The 18,626-nt window shown below is 68.3% G+C and carries 15 protein-coding genes; 5 read left to right on the plus strand and 10 right to left on the minus strand.

What is annotated here, in order from left to right:
* Positions 1–251 precede the first annotated feature (251 nt).
* A complete protein-coding gene (locus AC3AP7_RS28480; RefSeq protein ID WP_487363633.1) occupies positions 252–659 on the minus strand; it encodes a hypothetical protein in 408 nt (135 codons plus the stop codon).
* Between AC3AP7_RS28480 and AC3AP7_RS28485 the strand changes: the two genes are divergently transcribed.
* Together AC3AP7_RS28485 and AC3AP7_RS28490 are read left to right on the plus strand one after the other, a co-directional pair.
* Entirely contained in the window at positions 652–4,197 is a 3,546-nt protein-coding gene (locus AC3AP7_RS28485) for a YadA family autotransporter adhesin (protein ID WP_487363634.1), read from the plus strand. The two genes, AC3AP7_RS28480 and AC3AP7_RS28485, sit on opposite strands and share 8 nt — an antisense overlap.
* Positions 4,198–4,263: 66 nt before the next feature.
* The gene (locus AC3AP7_RS28490) at positions 4,264–4,959 is read left to right on the plus strand and encodes an OmpA family protein (RefSeq protein WP_487363635.1); all 696 of its coding nucleotides are present in this window, start codon (positions 4,264–4,266) and stop codon (positions 4,957–4,959) included.
* 162 nt (positions 4,960–5,121) lie between these two features.
* Here the strand turns inward: AC3AP7_RS28490 and hutG are convergent, their stop codons facing one another.
* The 7 genes from hutG to AC3AP7_RS28525 all read right to left on the minus strand — a co-directional run bounded on the left by hutG (position 5,122) and on the right by AC3AP7_RS28525 (position 11,162).
* On the minus strand, positions 5,122–5,931 hold the full coding sequence (gene hutG / locus AC3AP7_RS28495) for an N-formylglutamate deformylase (protein WP_487363636.1): 810 nt from the start codon (positions 5,929–5,931) through the stop codon (positions 5,122–5,124).
* A gap of 28 nt (positions 5,932–5,959) precedes the next feature.
* Entirely contained in the window at positions 5,960–7,375 is a 1,416-nt protein-coding gene (locus AC3AP7_RS28500) for a formimidoylglutamate deiminase (protein ID WP_487363637.1), read from the minus strand.
* Positions 7,376–7,379: 4 nt separating this feature from the next.
* Positions 7,380–8,090 carry a HutD/Ves family protein gene (locus AC3AP7_RS28505; RefSeq protein WP_487363638.1) on the minus strand — a complete coding sequence of 237 codons (711 nt, stop codon included), beginning with the start codon at positions 8,088–8,090 and terminating at the stop codon, positions 7,380–7,382.
* A 76-nt stretch (positions 8,091–8,166) separates the two neighbouring features.
* Complete coding sequence (locus AC3AP7_RS28510; RefSeq protein ID WP_487363639.1) at positions 8,167–8,934, minus strand: amino acid ABC transporter ATP-binding protein; 768 nt, start codon at positions 8,932–8,934, stop codon at positions 8,167–8,169.
* Positions 8,931–9,599: an amino acid ABC transporter permease gene (locus AC3AP7_RS28515; RefSeq protein WP_487363640.1), complete on the minus strand. Its 669-nt coding sequence runs from the start codon at positions 9,597–9,599 to the stop codon at positions 8,931–8,933. The genes AC3AP7_RS28510 and AC3AP7_RS28515 overlap by 4 nt, the downstream gene beginning before the upstream one ends.
* Positions 9,600–9,616: 17 nt before the next feature.
* Positions 9,617–10,372, minus strand: a complete 756-nt coding sequence (locus tag AC3AP7_RS28520) for a transporter substrate-binding domain-containing protein (RefSeq protein ID WP_487363641.1) — start codon at positions 10,370–10,372, stop codon at positions 9,617–9,619.
* Positions 10,373–10,412: 40 nt separating this feature from the next.
* The gene (locus AC3AP7_RS28525; RefSeq protein ID WP_487363642.1) at positions 10,413–11,162 is read right to left on the minus strand and encodes an IclR family transcriptional regulator; all 750 of its coding nucleotides are present in this window, start codon (positions 11,160–11,162) and stop codon (positions 10,413–10,415) included.
* 468 nt (positions 11,163–11,630) lie between these two features.
* On the opposite strand from AC3AP7_RS28525, the gene AC3AP7_RS28530 reads away from it, so the two are divergent.
* Complete coding sequence (locus AC3AP7_RS28530; protein ID WP_487363643.1) at positions 11,631–12,875, plus strand: MFS transporter; 1,245 nt, start codon at positions 11,631–11,633, stop codon at positions 12,873–12,875.
* 18 nt (positions 12,876–12,893) lie between these two features.
* Here the strand turns inward: AC3AP7_RS28530 and AC3AP7_RS28535 are convergent, their stop codons facing one another.
* Positions 12,894–13,964 (minus strand): DMT family transporter, encoded by a 1,071-nt coding sequence (locus AC3AP7_RS28535; protein ID WP_487363644.1) that lies wholly within the window; start codon positions 13,962–13,964, stop codon positions 12,894–12,896.
* A gap of 109 nt (positions 13,965–14,073) precedes the next feature.
* On the opposite strand from AC3AP7_RS28535, the gene AC3AP7_RS28540 reads away from it, so the two are divergent.
* Positions 14,074–14,346, plus strand: coding sequence for a metal/formaldehyde-sensitive transcriptional repressor (locus AC3AP7_RS28540; protein WP_487363645.1), 273 nt, complete (start codon positions 14,074–14,076; stop codon positions 14,344–14,346).
* A gap of 9 nt (positions 14,347–14,355) precedes the next feature.
* Entirely contained in the window at positions 14,356–15,321 is a 966-nt protein-coding gene (gene dmeF / locus AC3AP7_RS28545; protein WP_487363646.1) for a CDF family Co(II)/Ni(II) efflux transporter DmeF, read from the plus strand.
* 79 nt (positions 15,322–15,400) lie between these two features.
* On the opposite strand, the gene AC3AP7_RS28550 is transcribed toward dmeF, so the two are convergent.
* Complete coding sequence (locus tag AC3AP7_RS28550; RefSeq protein ID WP_487363647.1) at positions 15,401–18,622, minus strand: efflux RND transporter permease subunit; 3,222 nt, start codon at positions 18,620–18,622, stop codon at positions 15,401–15,403.
* Positions 18,623–18,626: the final 4 nt, after the last annotated feature.

An 18,626-nucleotide genomic window follows, 5' to 3' on the forward strand; every position in this document is an offset into this window, starting at 1 on the left:
TTTCTGTTTTTCCCTTTTCTGTTTTTCCCCTTTTCCCCTTTTCCCTTTTCCCGCCTGCGCCCTTTCCGCCGTATCCGCCGGTTTTGAATCCGGTGCGCACCCGGTTTTCGCCTTATCTTCATATCTTTAAATCGGCCGGACAATCATTAAGCACCCGGGTAATTGATGTTAAATATTGCCAGGGCGATTTCATTTTTTCATCAGGCTGTTACACTGCGCTCGCATTAAACCCGCAGACCCCAATACCGGTATTAACCGGATGTGAGACTGCCATGATATTCAGACCTGTCCGTATCATCGGGAAAAAAAGCGGGCCCGTTGCCGGGACGAGCGGCTGTGGGGCGGAGCCATCCGCGCGGCGGCTGCCGGCACGGCCAGCGTAGGACGCAACCGTTCCGGCGCAACGGATCGGGCGGGTAGGCGCCCGATTCCATCAGGTTTTCATCGTTCAGTTCCTGTCGCATCCAGGCGGCAGGCCTGTGGACGTATTTTTGCCCGATTTTTTGGGCTTCCGGCCGCAGAGCCGTATTGACCAGCGGAAATTTCAACCGCTCGCCTGGCCAGGCAAATTCATAAATAAACATCCGATTTAACACTGCCTGATTATTTTTTAACGATGCCGACGAACGGCATGCATTCGGGAATCGAGCGATGAACAAGAGTTTTAAATCCATATGGAACGGGGCGTCCGGGACGTGGGTGGCCGCGGCGGAAAACACCACGGCATCGGGCAAAGGCCGGCACGGCGCGAAGAGCGTGCGTACGGTCGTCGCGCTCGCCGTTCTGGCGGGCGCCAGCATGCAGGCGATCGCGTGCAATATCGCGATTGGCGATAACGCGTCCAATAGCGCCAGCCTTGCCGCGAACTGCACCGGCAACACGGCCGCCAACTCGGGCGGCGCGGCGGGCGCGGCGGCGGTGGCGGGCGGCAATAGCGCGAACAACGTCGCGCTCGGCAGCGGCGCGAAGGCCAACGGCACGTCCAGCGGCGGCGCGGTTGCGATCGGGCAGAAGGCGTCCGCGACGGCGGACGACGCGCTGGCGATCGGCAGCCAGGCGACGGCTTCGGCAGCCAATGCGTTCGCGCTCGGCAACCAGGCGGTCACCTCGGGCGCCAACGGCGTCGCGATCGGCGGCCAGGCCGTGGTGTCGGGCACCTATGGCGTCGGCATCGGTGTCGCGACGACCGCCTCCGGGCAAAGCGCGATCGCGGTCGGCACGAGTGCGGCGGCGACGTCGCTGGACACCGTGGCGATCGGGGTGTCGTCGCAGGCGACGGTGAACGGCGCGGTCGCGATCGGCAGCGGCCTGAGCGGCGGTCCGGGCGCGCAGGCGCTCGGCAACAATGCGATCTCGGTCGGGGTCGAGTCGGTGGCGGGCAACACGCACGCGATCGCCATCGGCAGCGACACGACGGCCTCCGGCGCGTATGCAACGGCCATCGGTCCGGACGCGCAAGGCACCGGCGCGGACTCCACGGCCATTTCGGCTTATGCGGTCGCGCTGAAGGCCGGCGGCACGGCGATCGGCTACGGCGCCACGGCGACCAACGCGAACGACATCGCGCTCGGCAACGCATCGGTCACCGGCGCGCCGCACACCGACGCAGCCGCCACGAAGGTCACGCTCGACGGCGTCACCACGACCTTCGCCGGGCCCGCCTCGACCGCGGCCGGCGTCGTCAGCGTCGGCACGGCCGGCGCCGAGCGCCAGATCCAGAACGTCGCGGCCGGCGATATCACCGCCACCTCCACCGACGCGATCAACGGCAGCCAGCTGTACGCGACCAACCAGGCGGTCAACGCGAATGCAACCGCCATCACGAACCTGAACTCGAACATCGCGAACGGTTCGATCGGCCCCGTGCAGACCACCGGCACCTCGAACCAGCTCGCGCTGGTCGCGCCCGGCGGCACCGGCGCGAGCCCCGGCGCCGCGCAGACGCTCACCAATGTCGCCGCCGGCACCGTCAGCACGACCAGCACACAGGCGGTCAACGGCAGCCAGCTGTACGCGACCAACCAGGCCATCTCCACCAACGCGACCAACATCACCACCCTCACGTCGAACGTATCGAACGGCAAGATCGGCCCCGTGCAGACCACCGGCACCGCGAACCAGCTCGCGCTGGTCGCACCCGGCGGCACCGGCGCGAGCCCCGGCGCCGCGCAGACGCTCGCCAATGTCGCCGACGGCACCGTCAGCACGACCAGCACACAGGCGGTCAACGGCAGCCAGCTGTACGGCACCGCGCAGAGCGTCGCCGGCGCACTGGGCGGCGGCGCAACCGTCAACCCGAACGGCACCGTCAGCGCGCCGAACTATACGATTCAGGGCAACACGTACAACAACGTCGGCAGCGCGCTCGGCGCGGTCGACACCAACCTGACCTCGCTGAACCAGACCGTCTCGACGATCGACAACGGCGGCGGCATCAAGTACTTCCACGCGAACTCGACCGCACCCGACAGCCAGGCGCTCGGCACCAACAGCGTCGCGATCGGGCCGAACGCGGTGGCAACCAACGCCAACGATGTCGCGCTCGGCAACGCATCGGTCTCCGGCGCGCCACATACGGACACGGCCGCGTCGCAGGTCACGCTCGACGGCATCACCACGACGTTCGCGGGCCTCGCCTCGACCGCGACCGGCGTCGTCAGCGTCGGCGCGGCCGGCGCCGAGCGCCAGGTCCAGAACGTCGCGGCCGGCGACATCACCGCCACCTCCACCGACGCGATCAACGGCAGCCAGCTCTATGCGACCAACCAGGCGGTCAACGCGAATGCAACCGCCATCACGAACCTGAACTCGAACATCGCGAACGGTTCGATCGGCCCCGTGCAGACCACCGGCACCGCGAACCAGCTCGCGCTGGTCGCGCCCGGCGGCACCGGCGCCAACCCCGGCGCCGCGCAGACGCTCGCCAATGTCGCCGCCGGCACCGTCAGCGCAACCAGCACGGATGCGCTCAACGGCAGCCAGCTGTACAGCACCGCGCAGAGCGTCGCCGGCGCACTGGGCGGCGGCGCAACCGTCAACCCGAACGGCACCGTCAGCGCGCCGAACTATACGATTCAGGGCAACACGTACAACAACGTCGGCAGCGCGCTCGGCGCGGTCGACACCAACCTAACCTCGCTGAACCAGACCGTCACCACCATCGACAACGGCGGCGGCATCAAGTACTTCCACGCGAACTCGACCGCACCGGATAGCCAGGCGCTCGGCACCAACAGCGTCGCGATCGGGCCGAACGCGGTGGCAACCAACGCCAACGATGTCGCGCTCGGCAACGCATCGGTCTCCGGCGCGCCGCATACGGACACGGCCGCGTCGCAGGTCACGCTCGACGGCGTCACCACGACGTTCGCGGGCCTCGCCTCGACCGCGGCCGGCGTCGTCAGCGTCGGCGCGGCCGGCGCCGAGCGCCAGGTCCAGAACGTCGCGGCCGGCGACATCACCGCCACCTCCACCGACGCGATCAACGGCAGCCAGCTCTACGCGCTCGAACAGGCGTTCAACGCGCTCGCCACCGAAACCACCAGCGCGATCGGCGCCCAGGCGTCCGCGCAGAACGCGGCGAGCCAGGTCTCGACCACGCAAGGGTCGAGCGGCAACGCATCGGGGCCCGACTCGACCGCGACCGGTCAGCTGTCCAATGCATCGGGCAGCAATACGACCGCCGACGGCGAGGCCTCCAACGCATCCGGCACGAACTCGACCGCCGTGGGCCAAGGCGCGCAAGCAAGCGCCGCGAACTCAAGCGCGCTCGGCCAGGGCGCGTCCGCGACGGCGCCGAACTCGGTGGCGCTCGGCCAGGGCTCGGTCGCGAACCAGCCGAACACGGTCTCGATCGGCGCGCCCGGCGACGAGCGGCGTCTGACCAACGTCGCACCCGGCATCGACGGCACCGACGCGGCCAACATGAACCAGCTGTGGGGGGTGCAGTCGAGCGTCAACCAGGTGGCGCGCGCCGCGTACTCGGGCGTCGCCGCAGCAACTGCGCTGACGATGATCCCGGACGTCGACGCCGGCAAGACGATCGCCGTGGGGGTCGGCGCGGCCACCTACCAGGGCTATGGCGCGACCGCGATCGGGATGACCGCGCGCATCACCGACAACCTGAAGGTGCGGGCGGGCGCCGGCATCAGTTCGGCCGGCACGTCGTACGGCGCCGGCATGTCCTACCAGTGGTGACGGGTTGCCATTCCGGAACGCGGGGCCCTCTGCGGGCGCCCGCCTGATTGATAAAAGGAGCAGCAGATGTTCAGGATAATCGCCGCATCGATCGCGCTGGCCGCCGTCGGACTCGCGGGGTGTGCCTCATCGGGGCCGACCTATACCGCGCGCCGCGTGCAGCTCGCGGACGGTCAGCCTGTCTACCAGGTCACATGTTATGGGCTGTTCGAATCGGGTTCGACGTGCCGGCGCGAGGCGCAGCGCATCTGCGCGCACGACCGCGGCGGCGCGGTGCGCGAGCTCGAAGGCGTGTCCGTGGCCGACCGGCCGTCGCCGGACGACCCGCGCGTCTTGCGCTTCGCGTGCGTCAGCCCCGCACCGGCGGCGGCCGCACCGGCCGCGCCGCTCGCACAGACGGTGCAACGGCTCTCGCTGTCGGCCGACGCGAACTTCGACACCGCGCAGGCCACGCTGCGGCCCGCCGCAAGCACGCGCCTCGACCGGCTGATCGCACAGTCGGCCGGTGCAACGATCGACACCGTCGCGATCAGCGGCTACACGGACTCGCGCGGCACGGCCGCCTACAACCTCGATCTGTCGAAACGGCGTGCGCAGGCTGTCGCCGACTACCTCGCGTCGCACGGACTGAAGGCGCGCGAATACGACGTGCACGGCTACGGCGACGCGCAGCCGGTCGCGAGCAATGCGAGCGCCGGCGGACGCGCGCTGAACCGGCGTGTCGAGATCGTGATCGCGCAGCAGGCTGCGCTGTCGCGATAGACGCCCGCGGGAACGCATGCGGGCGCTGCGCCATTTCGACGCGCCGGCCACGATGTGGCACACCGCGCGTCGCACGGCACGTCGCACGGCGCTTCAAGCAACCCATCACACGGCGCTCCACGCGGCGCCGCGCGCAACCGGCCGGGGCCGGGGCCGGCGCCCCTAGCGCCCTGCTGCGTTCAGCGCCAGCACTTCGTCGAGCGCGCCGCCGACCATGTCGCGCAGCACCGGCTCGACCTGCTGCGCGAGCGACGGTACATAGTCGAACGGCGCCTGCTCGTTCATGTAGGTCGACTGGCACATCTCGAGCTGGATCGCGTGCACGCCGTCCCGCGGCGCGCCGAAGCGCCGCGTGATATAGCCTCCCTTGAAGCGTCCATTCGCGACCCACGTGAAGCGGCTCGCCGCTGCCGCACGCTCGACGGCCGCCTGCACCGGCGGCGCGGCCGTGCGGCCATCCTGCGTGCCGATGTTCAGATCGGGCAGCTTGTCGTCGAACAGGCGCGGCAGCACGCTCGCAATCGAATGCGCCTCCCACAGCAGCACATGCGCGTGCTGCGCGCGCAGACGCGTGAGCTCCGCGTGCAACGCATCATGGTACGGCTGCCAGCAGGTCGCGACGCGGCGCTGCCGTTCGGCCGCATCCGGTGCGCGACCCTCGCGGTAAAGCGGCTCGCCGCGAAAGGTTTCGCTCGGGCACAGCGAGGTCGTCGTCTGGCCCGGGTAGAGACTCTCGTCATTCGGCGGGCGGTTCAGGTCGATCACATAGCGCGACACGCGCGCGCCGAGAATCGTCGCGCCCAGCGTGCGCGCGAATGCGTAGAGCCGGTCGAGGTGCCAGTCGGTATCCGCGACGCTGAGCGCGACGTCGGTGTACGCGTCGCGCAGCGACTCGGGAATCTGTGTGCCCAGATGCGGGATCGACACCAGAAGCGGTGCATCGCCGCGTTCGAGAGAAAAAAGAGCGTTCATCAGGAATCCTGTTCAGTGTTTTTTACGCTTACGGCGCGAGCAGACGGCGCACGGCAGCGCGATAGTCCGCCTGCAGGCGCGCCTCGTCGCGATGACGCCGCCCGGCGACGACCTGCACGCCGCCCGCATAAACGTCCCGCACCGGCGTCGTTCCATGCTCGCAGAACACGACAGACGACAGCCATGTCGCCGGCGGCCGTTCCGCGAGGTCCGCATGCTGCGGATCGAGCACGAGCCAGTCGGCGCGCGCGCCGGGCATCAACGCGCCGACCGCGCGCCCGGTGGCCCGCGCGCCGCCCGCGAGCGCGGCGTCGAACAGGCGGTCGGCGACATGCGCGCACTGCGCCGACGCCAGCACGTTGCGCTCGCGCCGCACGAGCCGCTGTCCATATTCGAGCAAGCGCAGCTCGGCACGCCAGTCTACGCCGATATGGCTGTCCGAGCCGATGCCGAACGCACCCCCGGCCTGCAGATAGTCGTGCGCGGGAAACAGGCCATCGCCGAGATTGGCCTCGGTCGTCAGGCACAGGCCGGCGCTCGCGCCGGACGTTGCGAGCGCAACGGTTTCCGCCGCATCGAGATGGGTCGCGTGGACCAGACACCAGCGTGCGTTCACGTCGAAGCGATCGAGCAGCCACTGCACGGGCCGCGCGCCTTCCACTGCGAGACAGGCCTCCACTTCGCCGGTCTGTTCCGCGATGTGAATGTGCACCGGCGCATCGCGCGCCATCGCATCGAGCCCCTCGAGCAGCGTGCCCAGGCACGCCTGCGACACGGCGCGCAGCGAATGCGGCGCGACACCGTAGCGCAGCGCGCCGTGTTCGGGCCACGTGCGCCGCAGTGCCTCGACGATGGCCAGCAGCTGCTCCGGCGTATTGACGAAGCGCCGCTGATCGTCGCGCGGCGGCTGCGCGCCAAAGCCGCTATAGCGGTAGAGCACCGGCAGCATCGTCATGCCGATGCCGGTGGCCGCGGCCGCCTCCACCACGCGCTGCGCCATCTCGGCGGGCTGCGCATGGCGCGCGCCGTCCGGTGCGTGATGCACGTAATGGAATTCGCAGACGGACGTATAGCCGGCCTTCAGCATCTCGACGTAGAGCCAGCGTGCAATCGCGCCAAGATCGTCGGGCGTCACGCGGGCGGCGAAGCGGTACATCAGGTCGCGCCAGCTCCAGAAGCTGTCGGCCGGATTCGCGCGGTATTCGGTCAGGCCCGCCATCGCGCGCTGAAACGCGTGCGAATGCACGTTCGGCATGCCCGGCAAGAGCGGTCCCGCCGCGCGCGCAACGCCTGCGGGAGCAGCCGGCAGGTCCGGCGTGACGCCGCGCAGCGTGCCCGTGTCGTCCCATTCGAGCAGCACGTTGCGGCGCCAGCCGTCGGGAAGACGCGCATGTGCTGCAAAGAGCGCGTGAGGGTCGGGAGTGGAGGGCTTCTCGGTACGCATCGGATCAGGTGCCGCGCAGCGGCGGGTTCGTGACAGGAAGGACGGGGGCGGCACACGACGCGCACGACGCGCGCATCGCGTGCGCGGACGAGGACGCGCTGTCGAGCGCGACGACGATCAGCGTGCCCGCGCCGCGCGTATCGATGCAGACCGCACCGGCCGCGGCGACGCGCATCGTGTCGCCCGCCGCCAGCGCAACCGGCGCCATGCCGTCGACGCACACGTCGGGCGCATCCTGTACGGCGTGCAGCAGGAGCGTTTCGGCGCAGACGCTGCGGCGGGCCGGTTCGCGCCAGATGGCGAGTGCGCCGTGCGCCTCCCCCCGCCGCACCATCAGGTTGAAAACATGCACCGCGCCGCCGGCGGCGTGCGCGTCGATCTGCGCGCCGCCGTCGAAGTGCGCGATGTCCAGTGCGTGGGTCAGCGCGTGCGTACGCAATACGCCGCCATCGGGCGCGGTTTCGTCAAGACGCAGCGCTGCGCCCTCCAGCAGCACGAGGGTCCGCTCGACGCCGGCAAAGCGCGAGAACGGGCCGGACCGCGCGATCTGCGCGACGCTCGCGCGCCATGCAAACGTGTCGAGCGACGCGCCGTGCGCCGGCCACGCGGCGATTTCCCGCGTGACGCCGCCGCCGTTCTTCCAGGGCGACGCGCTCAACGCTTCTCCGCGCAGCAGCGTGACGCGGGTGATCCGCACGCCGGATGCGCGGCTCATCCGGGCACCCGCGCAGTGCGCGGCGCGTGTGCGCCGCGCACGCGCACAGGCGGCCCGCCACGTTCGAGCAGCGGCGTCATGCGCGCGACAGCACCGCTTGCAGAAACGTCCGCGTCCGAGGCTGCACGGGCGCCGTGAAAATCGTCGACGGCTCGCCCGCTTCGACGATCTCGCCGCCGTCCATCACGACGACGACGTCGGCCACTTCACGCGCAAAGCCCATTTCATGCGTGACGACCACCATCGTCATCCCTTCCGACGCCAGCAGCTTCATCACCTGCAGCACTTCGCCGACGAGTTCCGGATCGAGCGCCGACGTCGGCTCGTCGAACAGCATCACGCGCGGCTGCATTGCCAGCGCGCGCGCGATCGCGACGCGCTGCTTCTGGCCGCCCGACAGGCTCGCGGGCATGCCGTGCGCCTTGTGCGCGAGCCCGACCTTGTCGAGCAGCGCCATCGCGGCTTCCTCGGCTTCGGACTTCGACAGGTTCCGCAACATCCGCGGTCCGACCGTGATGTTGTGCAGCACCGACAGATGCGGAAACAGGTTGAACGACTGGAACACCATGCCGACTTCGGTGCGCAGCCCGTTCAGCGCGCGCTCGTCGAGCATCTTGCCCGCATCGAACAGGCGCTGGCCGCAGATGTCGACCGTGCCGCCCTCGGGCCGCTCCAGGCCGTTGCAGCAGCGCAGGAACGTGCTCTTGCCCGAGCCGCTCGGGCCGATCACCACCACGACCTGCTGCGGCTGGATATCGAAGTCGATACCGTTCAGCACGCGGTGCGTGCCGAACGACTTGATCAGTCCACGGATGCGGACAATCGGTTCAGGCGCGTTGCTCATTGAACCATCCCTCCTGCGCGCAAACGGCGCTCGACACGATGCAGCACATAGTTGGTCGTCTGCGTAAGCACGAGATAAACCAGCGCGATCACCAGATACACCTCCAGCGAGCGATACGACACGCTGATGATCTTCTGGCCTTCGTGCATCAGGTCGTCGATCGTCAGCAGCGACACGAGCGCCGAATTCTTGATGAGCGCGATGAATTCGTTGCCGAGCGGAGGAATCATCCGCACCACGGCCTGCGGCAGGATGATCGCGCGCATCGCCTGCGCACCCGACATGCCGATCGAGCGCGCCGCCTCCATCTGCCCGCGGTCGACGGACTGGATCGCGCCGCGCACGATCTCGGACACGTAGGCGGCCGAGTACAGGCCGAGTCCCAGCACGCCGCACAGGAAAGCCGGCAGCAGGATGTTGAACTGCGGCAGCCCGAAGAACAGCAGGAACAGTTGCACGAGCAACGGTGTGCCGCGGAAGAACACCAGATAGCACGTGCAGAAGCCGTAGACGAGCCGGCGCTCGCGCGCCAGCCGGCCGATGCCGATCAGCAGCCCGAGCATGCAGCTGAGCACGAGCGAGGCCGCCGTCACCTCGACGGTGACGAGCGCCCCGTGCAGAATCTCGGTCCAGCCGGCGAAGACAGGAGAGAAGTCGAGTTGCATGGGTCAGATCCGGGCGATCACTTCGCGTTCTGGCCGAACCACTTGTGCACGATCTGCGCGTACGTGCCGTCCGCCTTGATCTTCACGAGCGCGGCGTTCAGCGCATCGCGCAGTTGCGGTTCGTCCTTGCGCACGGCGATGCCGTACTGTTCCTTCGTCAGCTCGGTGTCGAGCACGCGAAAGCCGGGCCGGGTGCGCACGAACTGGTACGCGGCGGGCTTGCCGGTGACCGCGGCATCGACGCGGCCGATGCCGACCAGGTCGAACATCTCCTCGTTTTTCTCGACCTCGACGCGCGTGACCTTCGGATAGTTGTCGCGCAGGAAGTTGACCGACTTCGTGCCGACCTGCACCGACACTTTCTTGCCGTTCAGATCGGCGAGCGTGTGGATCGGCGAGTTGTCTTTCACGAGCGCGACGAGACCGCCGGCGAAGTACGGCTGCGTGAAATCGACCACCTGGGCGCGCTCGGGCGTGATGTAGATCGCGGAGACCGCCATGTCGAAACGATGCGCGATCAGCCCCGGAATCAGGCCCTTGAAGTCGATGTCGGTCCACTGGACCTGCTTGCCCATTTCCTTCGCGAGCGCGTTCACGATGTCGATGTCGAAGCCGGTGCGCTGACCGTTCTCGGTGAACTCCATCGGCGGGAAGGTCGCGTCGGTCGCGACCTGCAACACGTTCGGGTCCTGTGCGAATGCCGTGCCGGGCAGCGCGGCGGAAAACGCGGCAACGCACAGGCAGGCGGCGGATAACACGTTATGCAGTTTCATCGTTGGGCTCCTTGGTGTGGGTAGTGTGTGGCGGGGGGAATCATTCGGCTTGCAGCCGGGCGGAGATCGCGTGGGCGGTGCGCAGCGTCCAGTCGGCGAGCTGCATCTCGCGGCCGGCCGCGCGCGAGGACGGCGCCATCAGCGTGATCGACGCGTTCGCGCCCGCGCCGCGCGCGGCGCGCCGGAACACGGGCGCGCTGACGCCCCATACGCCGGGATCGACCTCGCTGTCGCTCACCGCGTACCCCTGCGTGCGGATCTGCGCCAGTTGCGACTCGATCCGGGCGCGGCCGGGCGGGTCGTCGGCGAACACGCGGTCGAGCGCTTCGGCGCGCATCTTGTCCGACAGAAACGCGAGCAGGGACTTCGCGGAGGCGCCCGCCTTCAGCGGCACCGCGCGGCCCTTCTCGAACGAGCAGCGCAACGAATGCGTGCTTTCGATCATTTCGAGGCACACCACCTGATCGTTGACCACGACGACGAGCCCAACGCTTTCCTGCGACGCGCGCGCAAGCTGCGCCATGCCTTCGCGGCTCGCTTCGACCAGCAGCGAGTTGATGTCGAAGCCGAGCGCGAGCTGCAGACTGATCGGACCGGGCGCGTAATAGCCGGCATCCTCGGTGACGAAGCCCCAGCGCTTGAGCAACGCGACCTGGCGGTAGAGCGTGCTCTGCGCGAGGCCGGTCGCGCCGAGCATGTCCCTCACGGACATCGCCTTGCCGTGGCTGGCGAGCGCCGTGAGCACGAGCAGCAGGCGCTCCGCGCCGGTGACACCGGGTTCCTGGTTCATGGGAAAACGAAAGCGGGATCAATGCGCAGAGCATGACACGTCGCTCCCGCCGATCAAAAATACGATTCCCATTGAACGGGAATTCATTGAGAGGGTTTTCCCTGGAGAGGACGAATCGGGCGTCAACCCGATGGAGCGAAGACGCCGGGCGAATTCGTCATCGACCCCGCCCACAGGAATCGCGAGCGCCTTGCCCCTCGCGAGAGTCCACGCGCGGCCGTACCCGGACGTACTCGGACGTACCCGGACGTACCCGGATCGACGCCGCGTGTACGCAGCGATATTCCACGTATCATCAGGGCACCCGCCCGCACCCGCAGGCATCCGCGCACCCGCCCGGCGGCCCGCCGCCTGCCCCCGCGCGGCACATGCCTTGCTCCCGCTCACACAGCGGCGCCGCCGCGCCCCAAGGAGCATCACCATGCAACGCATCCCCACTCCCCGCCTGCGACCGGCGAGACGCCGCGCATGAAGCCCACCCGTGCGCTCGAAGCACTCAACTTCTTCATGGCCGACGTGCAGGCCGGTATCGGGCCGTTCATCGGCGTGTTCCTGCAGGCGCGCGGCTGGCCCGCCGATGCGATCGGCAGCGTGATGACGCTCGGCGGCATCGCCGGCATGGTGGCCACCTCGCCGGCCGGCGCGCTCGTCGACGCGACGCGGCGCAAGCGCGCCGTGATCGTCGTCGCCGGCGCGCTGACGCTGCTCGCGGCGCTCACGCTCTGGTTCGCGCACAGCTACGCGATGGTCGCGGCCACGCAGATCGCCGGCGCCGTGGCCGGCGCGGCGCTCGGGCCCGCGGTCGCGGGCGTGACGCTCGGCATCGTGCGGCTCGACGGCTTCGACCGCCAGTTCGGCCGCAACCAGGTTGCCAATCACGCCGGCAACGTGATCGGCGCGGCGCTGTCGGGCTGGCTGGGCTGGCGCTACGGCTTTGGCGCCGTGTTCGCACTGACCGCCGTGTTCGGCGCGCTGACGATCGTCACCGTGCTGCGGATTGCGCCGCACGCGATCGATCACGACAGCGCCCGCGGCCTCGACAGCACGTCGCAACCGCGCGCCGAGCCGCACGCGAGCGGCCTCGCCGACCTGTTGCGCAGCGGCCCGCTGGTGCTGCTCGCGGGCTCGCTCGCGCTGTTCCATCTCGGCAACGCGGCGATGCTGCCGCTGTACGGCATGGCGATCGTCGCCGCGCATCGGGGCGACCCGAGCGCGCTGACCGCCGAGACCATCGTGGTCGCGCAGCTCGTGATGGTCGGCGCGGCATGGTTCGCGCCGCGGCTGATCCGGCAGCGCGGCTACTGGCTCACGATCCTCGCGTCCTATCTGGCGCTGCCGCTGCGCGGCATGCTCGCCGCCGGTCTGATGAGCGCATGGGGCGTGTGGCCCGTGCAGGTGCTCGACGGCATCGGCGCGGGGCTGCAGAGCGTGGCGGTGCCTGCGCTCGTCGTGCATCTGCTGCAGGGCAGCGGCCGCGTCAACGTCGGTCAGGGGATGGTCGCGACCTGCCAGGGGATCGGCGCGGCGCTCAGTCCCGCGCTCGGCGGGCTGCTCGCGCAGCGCTTCGGTTATGCGGCTTCGTTCGTCGTGCTCGGCGCGGTATCGACGGGCTCGCTCGCGTTATGGCTCGGATTCGGCAAGACGCTGCGCGAGGCCTGCTGCGCCCGCCCGGACGCGCGCACGGTCGCGCCGGATGCCGCAGCGGCTTCGTGAGCGCGCCCGCGCCGCGCGTCAATGCGAATGCCGGTGATGAATGTCCGGGTAATGTGCGTGCGTGTGCGTGACCGGCAGATGCCGGTGAGGATGCGTGTGCGGCTCGGTGCCGTCCCATGCAAAATCGTGCGCATGCTGATGATGCGCATCGTGATGGTGCCGATGCGTGTGCGCAAGCGCTTCATGCGTATGCGCGTGATCGTGCCGCTCGCGCAGATGCAGCCAGACGCCCGCCGCCATCAGCGCCGCCGCGCACCAGAACGGCCAGGGCGGCACCTGCGGCCACAGTGCAAGCGACAACGCGACGCCGACGAGCGGCGCCACCGAAAAATAGGCCCCGGTGCGCGCGGTGCCGAGATTGCGCAACGCGACGACGAACAGTGCGAGGCTCACGCCGTAGCCGGCAAAACCGGCGAGCATCGCGGCAGCCGCCTGGCCCGGATACGGAGCGTGCGCGCCCGCCAGATACGCGAGGCCCAGATTGACCGGCCCGGCGACGAGCCCTTTCACGCAGGCGATGACCATCGCATCGTTGGTCGACACCTTGCGCGTGAGGTTGTTGTCGATCGCCCAGCACAGGCAGGCGCCCGCCACGAGCAGCGCGCCACGCGACACGCCGGCCGCGCCCGGCTGCCATGACAGCAGCGCGCCCCCGGCCACGATCGCGAGCATTCCGAGAAACACGGGCACATCGACGTTCTCGCGAAACACGACCCAAGCGATCACCGCCGTCAGCACGCCTTCGAGGTTAAGCAGCAACGCGCTCGACGCAGCCGGGGTACTCGCCAGCCCCAGCATCAGCAAGGCCGGCCCCGCGACGCCGCCTGCGGCGATTGCACCGGCGAGCCACGGCAGTTCCGCGCGGCGCAGGCCGCTCTCGCAGTGCCCCGCGTGCCGCGCCGCGCCGGCGCGCAGCGCGCGCCGAAGCCGCAGGGTCAGCGCGAGACCGACGCCGCTGCCCAGATAGAACAGCCCCGCCACCATGAACGGCGACAGTGTGCCCAGCAGCAGTTTGGCAAACGGCGTGGTCGCGCCGAACAGCGCGGCGGCAAGAAGCGCGGTGAGCGCGGCGTTCAACCTGATGTGCATGGAGGGGCCTGCGATGGGTGTTTCGATGATGACGACAGCATAGCCCTGTCGTCGATCCGGCATTGGCCGGAAGTGATAGTATACCCCCCTATACTACTAGGATCCGATCGTGAGTCATACCGTTCGCGATAAAAAGAAGCTGCTCAACCGGGTTCGCCGCATCAAAGGGCAGATCGAGGCGATCGAGCGCGCGCTCGAAGAAGAGCGCGGCTGCATGGACGTGCTGCAGCAGATCACGAGTTGCCGCGGCGCGATGAACGGGCTGCTGGCGGTCGTGCTCGAAGACCATATCCGCACGCACCTCGTCGACGCAGCGTCAGACGACGGGCACGCAAGCGGCACCGAGCAGCTCATCGAGGTCGTCCACAGTTATTTCAGGTAAGCACACACCATGAGCGAAGTCAGACACGTCCCATTCGGCGCGGAACACGACCACGTGTTCCTCGGCGCCGCACACCAGGAAAACGAACGCAGAACGTGGATGGTGATCGCGCTATGCAGCGCGATGATGGTGGCCGAGATCGTCGGCGGCAGCCTGTTCGGCTCGCTCGCGCTCGTCGCCGACGGCCTGCATATGTCGACGCACGCCGGCGCGATGCTGATCGCCGCCCTCGCCTACACGTATGCGCGCAAGCACGCGAACGACAGGCGCTTTGTGTTCGGCACCGGCAAGCTCGGCGACCTCGCGGGCTTCACGAGCGCGATCGTGCTCGCCATGATCGCGGTGCTGATCGGCTACGAAGCGGTGTCGCGCTTCTTGTCGCCGGTGCCGATCCACTTCGGCGAGGCGATTCCGATCGCCGTCGTGGGCCTGCTCGTCAATCTTGCAAGCATCGGGTTGCTGAGCGGCGATCACCACGGCCACGGCCATCACCATGACCATGACCACGACCACGACCACGACCACGCACATCATGCGGCCGCGCGCGACCATAACATCCGGTCGGCCTATGTGCACGTGATCGCCGACGCCGCCGTTTCGCTGCTGGCCATCGTCGGCCTGCTGCTCGCCCGCGCATTCGGCTGGCTCTGGATGGATCCGCTCGCCGGCGTGATCGGCGCGCTCGTGATCGCCAACTGGTCATGGAGCCTGATGCGCGATACCGGCTCGATCCTGCTCGACGTCTGCCCCGACCGCCCCCTCGTCGACGAGGTTCGCCACCGAATCGAAGCACACGGCGACACCGTACTGGATCTGCACGTCTGGCGCCTCGGCCCCGGGCATCTGGGTGCGATCGTCTCGGTCGCGACCGATGCGCCCCAGCGCACGCCGGGCTTTTATCGCGCGGCGCTCCAGCCGTGCCGCGGGCTGTCGCATGTGACGTTCGAGATCAACCGCACCGCCGGCGCGACCTGAGCAGCGACCCGGGCAGCGCCCCGAGCGACAGCGTTCCGCTCGCGCGCGTTGCAGCGCATACGCTGCGGCGCAGCGGTCCTCAGCGCGCCGTGTCGCGCACGTTGCCAGGCGGTGCGAGCTTCGGCGACGGCTCGTCGAGCCGGTCGCCCAGCAGCCGGCGCACGATCACATAAAACACCGGAATCAGCAGCAGACCGAAGAACGTCGCGAACAGCATGCCGCCGATCACGCCCGTGCCGATCTCATGGCGCGACACCGCGCCCGCGCCGGTCGACGTCACGAGCGGCAGCACACCGAGGATGAACGCGAGCGAGGTCATCAGGATCGGCCGCAAACGCAGGTGCGCCGCGCTCAGCACCGCCTCGTACAGCGTCATGCCGCGCGCCTGCCCCTCCACCGCGAACTCGACGATCAGGATCGCGTTCTTCGCCGCCAGGCCGATCACCGTGACGAGGCCAATCTTGAAGTAGATGTCGTTCGGCATGTCGCGCAGCAGGCAGAACGAGATCATCCCGAGCATGCCGAGCGGCACGACCAGCAGCACCGCGACCGGAATCGACCAGCTCTCGTACAGCGCCGCGAGCGCGAGAAACACGACCAGAATCGACAGCCCCATCAGCATCGTCGCGGAGCTACCCGACAGCACCTCCTGATACGACTGGCCGGTCCAGTCCGCGGCGAAGCCCGGCGGCAGCGACTTGTCGATGATGTTCTGCACCGCCTTCATCGCCTCGCCGGTCGAGTACCCGGCCCCCGGATTGCCGACGATCTCGATCGCGGAATAGCCGTTGTAGCGCGGCAGCACGACCGGTCCCATCCCCCAGCTCGCCTTCACGACGCTCGACAGCGGCACCATGTCGTACGGGCTGATCGACGTATTGGCCGCCGACGGATCGACCGGCGCGACGCCGTTGCCCGTCGAGGTGCTGGCCGCCGCCGTGCTGCCCGGCGTATACAGGTGGTTCAGCGCATCGAGGTTCATCCGGAACGGCGCATCGTCCTGGATGTAGACGCGCTTGATGCGCCCGCCGTATGAGAACTGGTCGATGTAGTACGGCGCGAGCTCCATCTGGATCGTGTCGTAGACGTCGGTGAGCGACAGCCCCATCGATTCGGCCTGGGTGCGGTCGACCGCGATGTTCAGCTGCGGCGCGCTCGGCAGCGAGTTCGGCCGGATCCCGTAAAGCACCGGACTCTTCGCCGCATCGACGACCAGCGTATGCGCCGCCGCGTCGAGCTGGGCGCGCGACTGGCCCGCGCGCGCCTGCAGATAGAGATCGATGCCGCCGAAGCGGCTGAGCCCGCGGATCGTCGGCAGGTTGACCGCGAAGATCTGCGCGTCGTGAATCGTCGACATCAGCTTGTTGATCTTCGGGATCAACTGCATCACCGTATCCGGGCGTTTGCTCCAGTCGGTCAGCTTGATGAACGCCATGCCGACGTTTTCGCTGGTGCCGACGAAGCTGAAGCCCTCCGGCTGGAAGATGTCCGCAATGTCCTTGCCGATCGGACTCTTCAGCAGCTTCGCGCGCATTTCGGTCATCACGTGATCGGTGCGCTGCAGCGTTGCGCCGTTCGGCAGCGTCACGAGCGCGAGCAGAAAGCCCTGATCCTCGTCCGGCACGAAGCTCGTCGGCATGCGGGTGTACAGGAAGCCCGTCAGCACCGCGACCAGCACGAACAGCATCATCCAGCGCGGCGCGTGGCGCACCGCCCGGCCCACGTGCCCCTCATACGCATGCGCGGTCCGGTTGAACGTGCGGTCGAACCAGCGGAACACCGGGTTCTTGCCCTCGTGATGCTCGGGCCGCAGGATCGCCGCGCACAGCGACGGCGTGAACGACATCGCGAGAAACGCCGAAAAGCCCATCGACACCGCAATGGTCAGCGCGAACTGTGCGTAGATGATGCCGGTCGCGCCCGGCTGCAGCGCCGACGGCACGAACACGGCGGTCAGCACCACGGTGATCGCGACAATCGCACCGGTGATCTGCCCCATCGCCTTGCGGGTTGCCTCCTTTGGACCGATCCGCTCCTCGGTCATGATCCGCTCGACGTTCTCGATCACGACAATCGCATCGTCGACGACGATGCCGATTGCCAGCACCATTCCGAACAACGTCAACTGGTTCAGCGTGTAGTGCAGCGCCGCGAGGCCGATGAAGGTGCCGAGCAGCGCGATCGGAATCACCAGCGTCGGAATGATCGTTGCGCGCAGGTTCTGCAGGAACACCAGCATCACGAAGAACACCAGCACGACCGCTTCGGCGAGCGTGCGCACCACCTCGCCGATCGACGCGGTGATGAACGGCGTGGTGTCGTACGGCACGCTCCAGGTGACGCCCGCGGGCAGGTCGCGCGCGAGGTTCGCCATCTCCGCCTTCACCGCCTTCGCCACCGCGAGCGCGTTCGCACCCGGCAACAGGAAGACCGCGAGACCGCCGGCCGGCTTGCCGTCGTACACCGGCGCCATGCCGTACGTTTGCGCGCCGAACGTGATGCGTGCCACGTCGCCCAGGCGAACCGTGGTGCCGTCGCTGTTCGAGCGCAGGATGATGTCGCGGAACTGCTTCAGCGACGAGAACAGCGTATCGCCCGACACCGTTGCCGTGAATACCTGGCCTTTGACCGCCGGGTCGGCGCCGAGCGAGCCGGCCGCGAACTGCGCATTCTGCGCGTTGATTGCATTGAGCACCTGCGTGGTGGACAGGCCATAGCCCTGCAGCTTGTCCGGATCGAGCCAGATGCGCACGCCGTATTCGGAGCCGAGCAGCGTGGTGTTGCCGACCCCGTTCACGCGCGCGACGACTGGCTGGATCTGCGATGCGAGAATGTCGCTCAGACGCGCGCCGTCGATCGACGGATTGCTCGACTGCAGCGCGACGAACATCAGGATATCCGGGCTCGCCTTCGCCACCGTGATGCCCTGCTGCGTCACCTCGGCCGGCAGCAGCGGCTCGGCGAGCGTGAGCTTGTTCTGCACCTGCACCTGCGCGATATCCGGGTCGGTGCCGGTGGCAAACGTGAGCGTGATGATCGTCTGGCCGTTCGAGCCCGAGGTCGAGCTGAAGTACAGCAGATTGTCGATGCCGGTGAGCTGCTGCTCGATCACCTGCGTGACGGTCGACTCCATCGTCGCCGCGCTCGCGCCCGGATAGGTCGCCGTGATCGTCACCTGCGGCGGCGCGATGTTCGGATACGAGTCGACCCCCATCGTGCGCAGCGCGATGATGCCAAACAGCACGATCAGAACCGCGATGACCCACGCGAAAACCGGGCGCTGAATGAAGAAACGTGGCATGGCG

The sequence above is a fragment of the Paraburkholderia sp. PAMB 6770 genome (assembly GCF_057748135.1).

Excerpts from the sequence above, each read along its gene's own strand:
- AC3AP7_RS28485 (WP_487363634.1), top strand. The coding sequence starts at position 652 with ATGAACAAGAGTTTTAAATCCATATGGAACGGGGCGTCCGGGACGTGG.
- AC3AP7_RS28490 (WP_487363635.1), top strand. The coding sequence starts at position 4,264 with ATGTTCAGGATAATCGCCGCATCGATCGCGCTGGCCGCCGTCGGACTC.
- hutG (WP_487363636.1), bottom strand. The coding sequence starts at position 5,931 with ATGAACGCTCTTTTTTCTCTCGAACGCGGCGATGCACCGCTTCTGGTG.
- AC3AP7_RS28500 (WP_487363637.1), bottom strand. The coding sequence starts at position 7,375 with ATGCGTACCGAGAAGCCCTCCACTCCCGACCCTCACGCGCTCTTTGCA.
- AC3AP7_RS28505 (WP_487363638.1), bottom strand. The coding sequence starts at position 8,090 with ATGAGCCGCGCATCCGGCGTGCGGATCACCCGCGTCACGCTGCTGCGC.
- AC3AP7_RS28510 (WP_487363639.1), bottom strand. The coding sequence starts at position 8,934 with ATGAGCAACGCGCCTGAACCGATTGTCCGCATCCGTGGACTGATCAAG.
- AC3AP7_RS28515 (WP_487363640.1), bottom strand. The coding sequence starts at position 9,599 with ATGCAACTCGACTTCTCTCCTGTCTTCGCCGGCTGGACCGAGATTCTG.
- AC3AP7_RS28520 (WP_487363641.1), bottom strand. The coding sequence starts at position 10,372 with ATGAAACTGCATAACGTGTTATCCGCCGCCTGCCTGTGCGTTGCCGCG.
- AC3AP7_RS28525 (WP_487363642.1), bottom strand. The coding sequence starts at position 11,162 with ATGAACCAGGAACCCGGTGTCACCGGCGCGGAGCGCCTGCTGCTCGTG.
- AC3AP7_RS28530 (WP_487363643.1), top strand. The coding sequence starts at position 11,631 with ATGAAGCCCACCCGTGCGCTCGAAGCACTCAACTTCTTCATGGCCGAC.
- AC3AP7_RS28535 (WP_487363644.1), bottom strand. The coding sequence starts at position 13,964 with ATGCACATCAGGTTGAACGCCGCGCTCACCGCGCTTCTTGCCGCCGCG.
- dmeF (WP_487363646.1), top strand. The coding sequence starts at position 14,356 with ATGAGCGAAGTCAGACACGTCCCATTCGGCGCGGAACACGACCACGTG.
- AC3AP7_RS28550 (WP_487363647.1), bottom strand. The coding sequence starts at position 18,622 with ATGCCACGTTTCTTCATTCAGCGCCCGGTTTTCGCGTGGGTCATCGCG.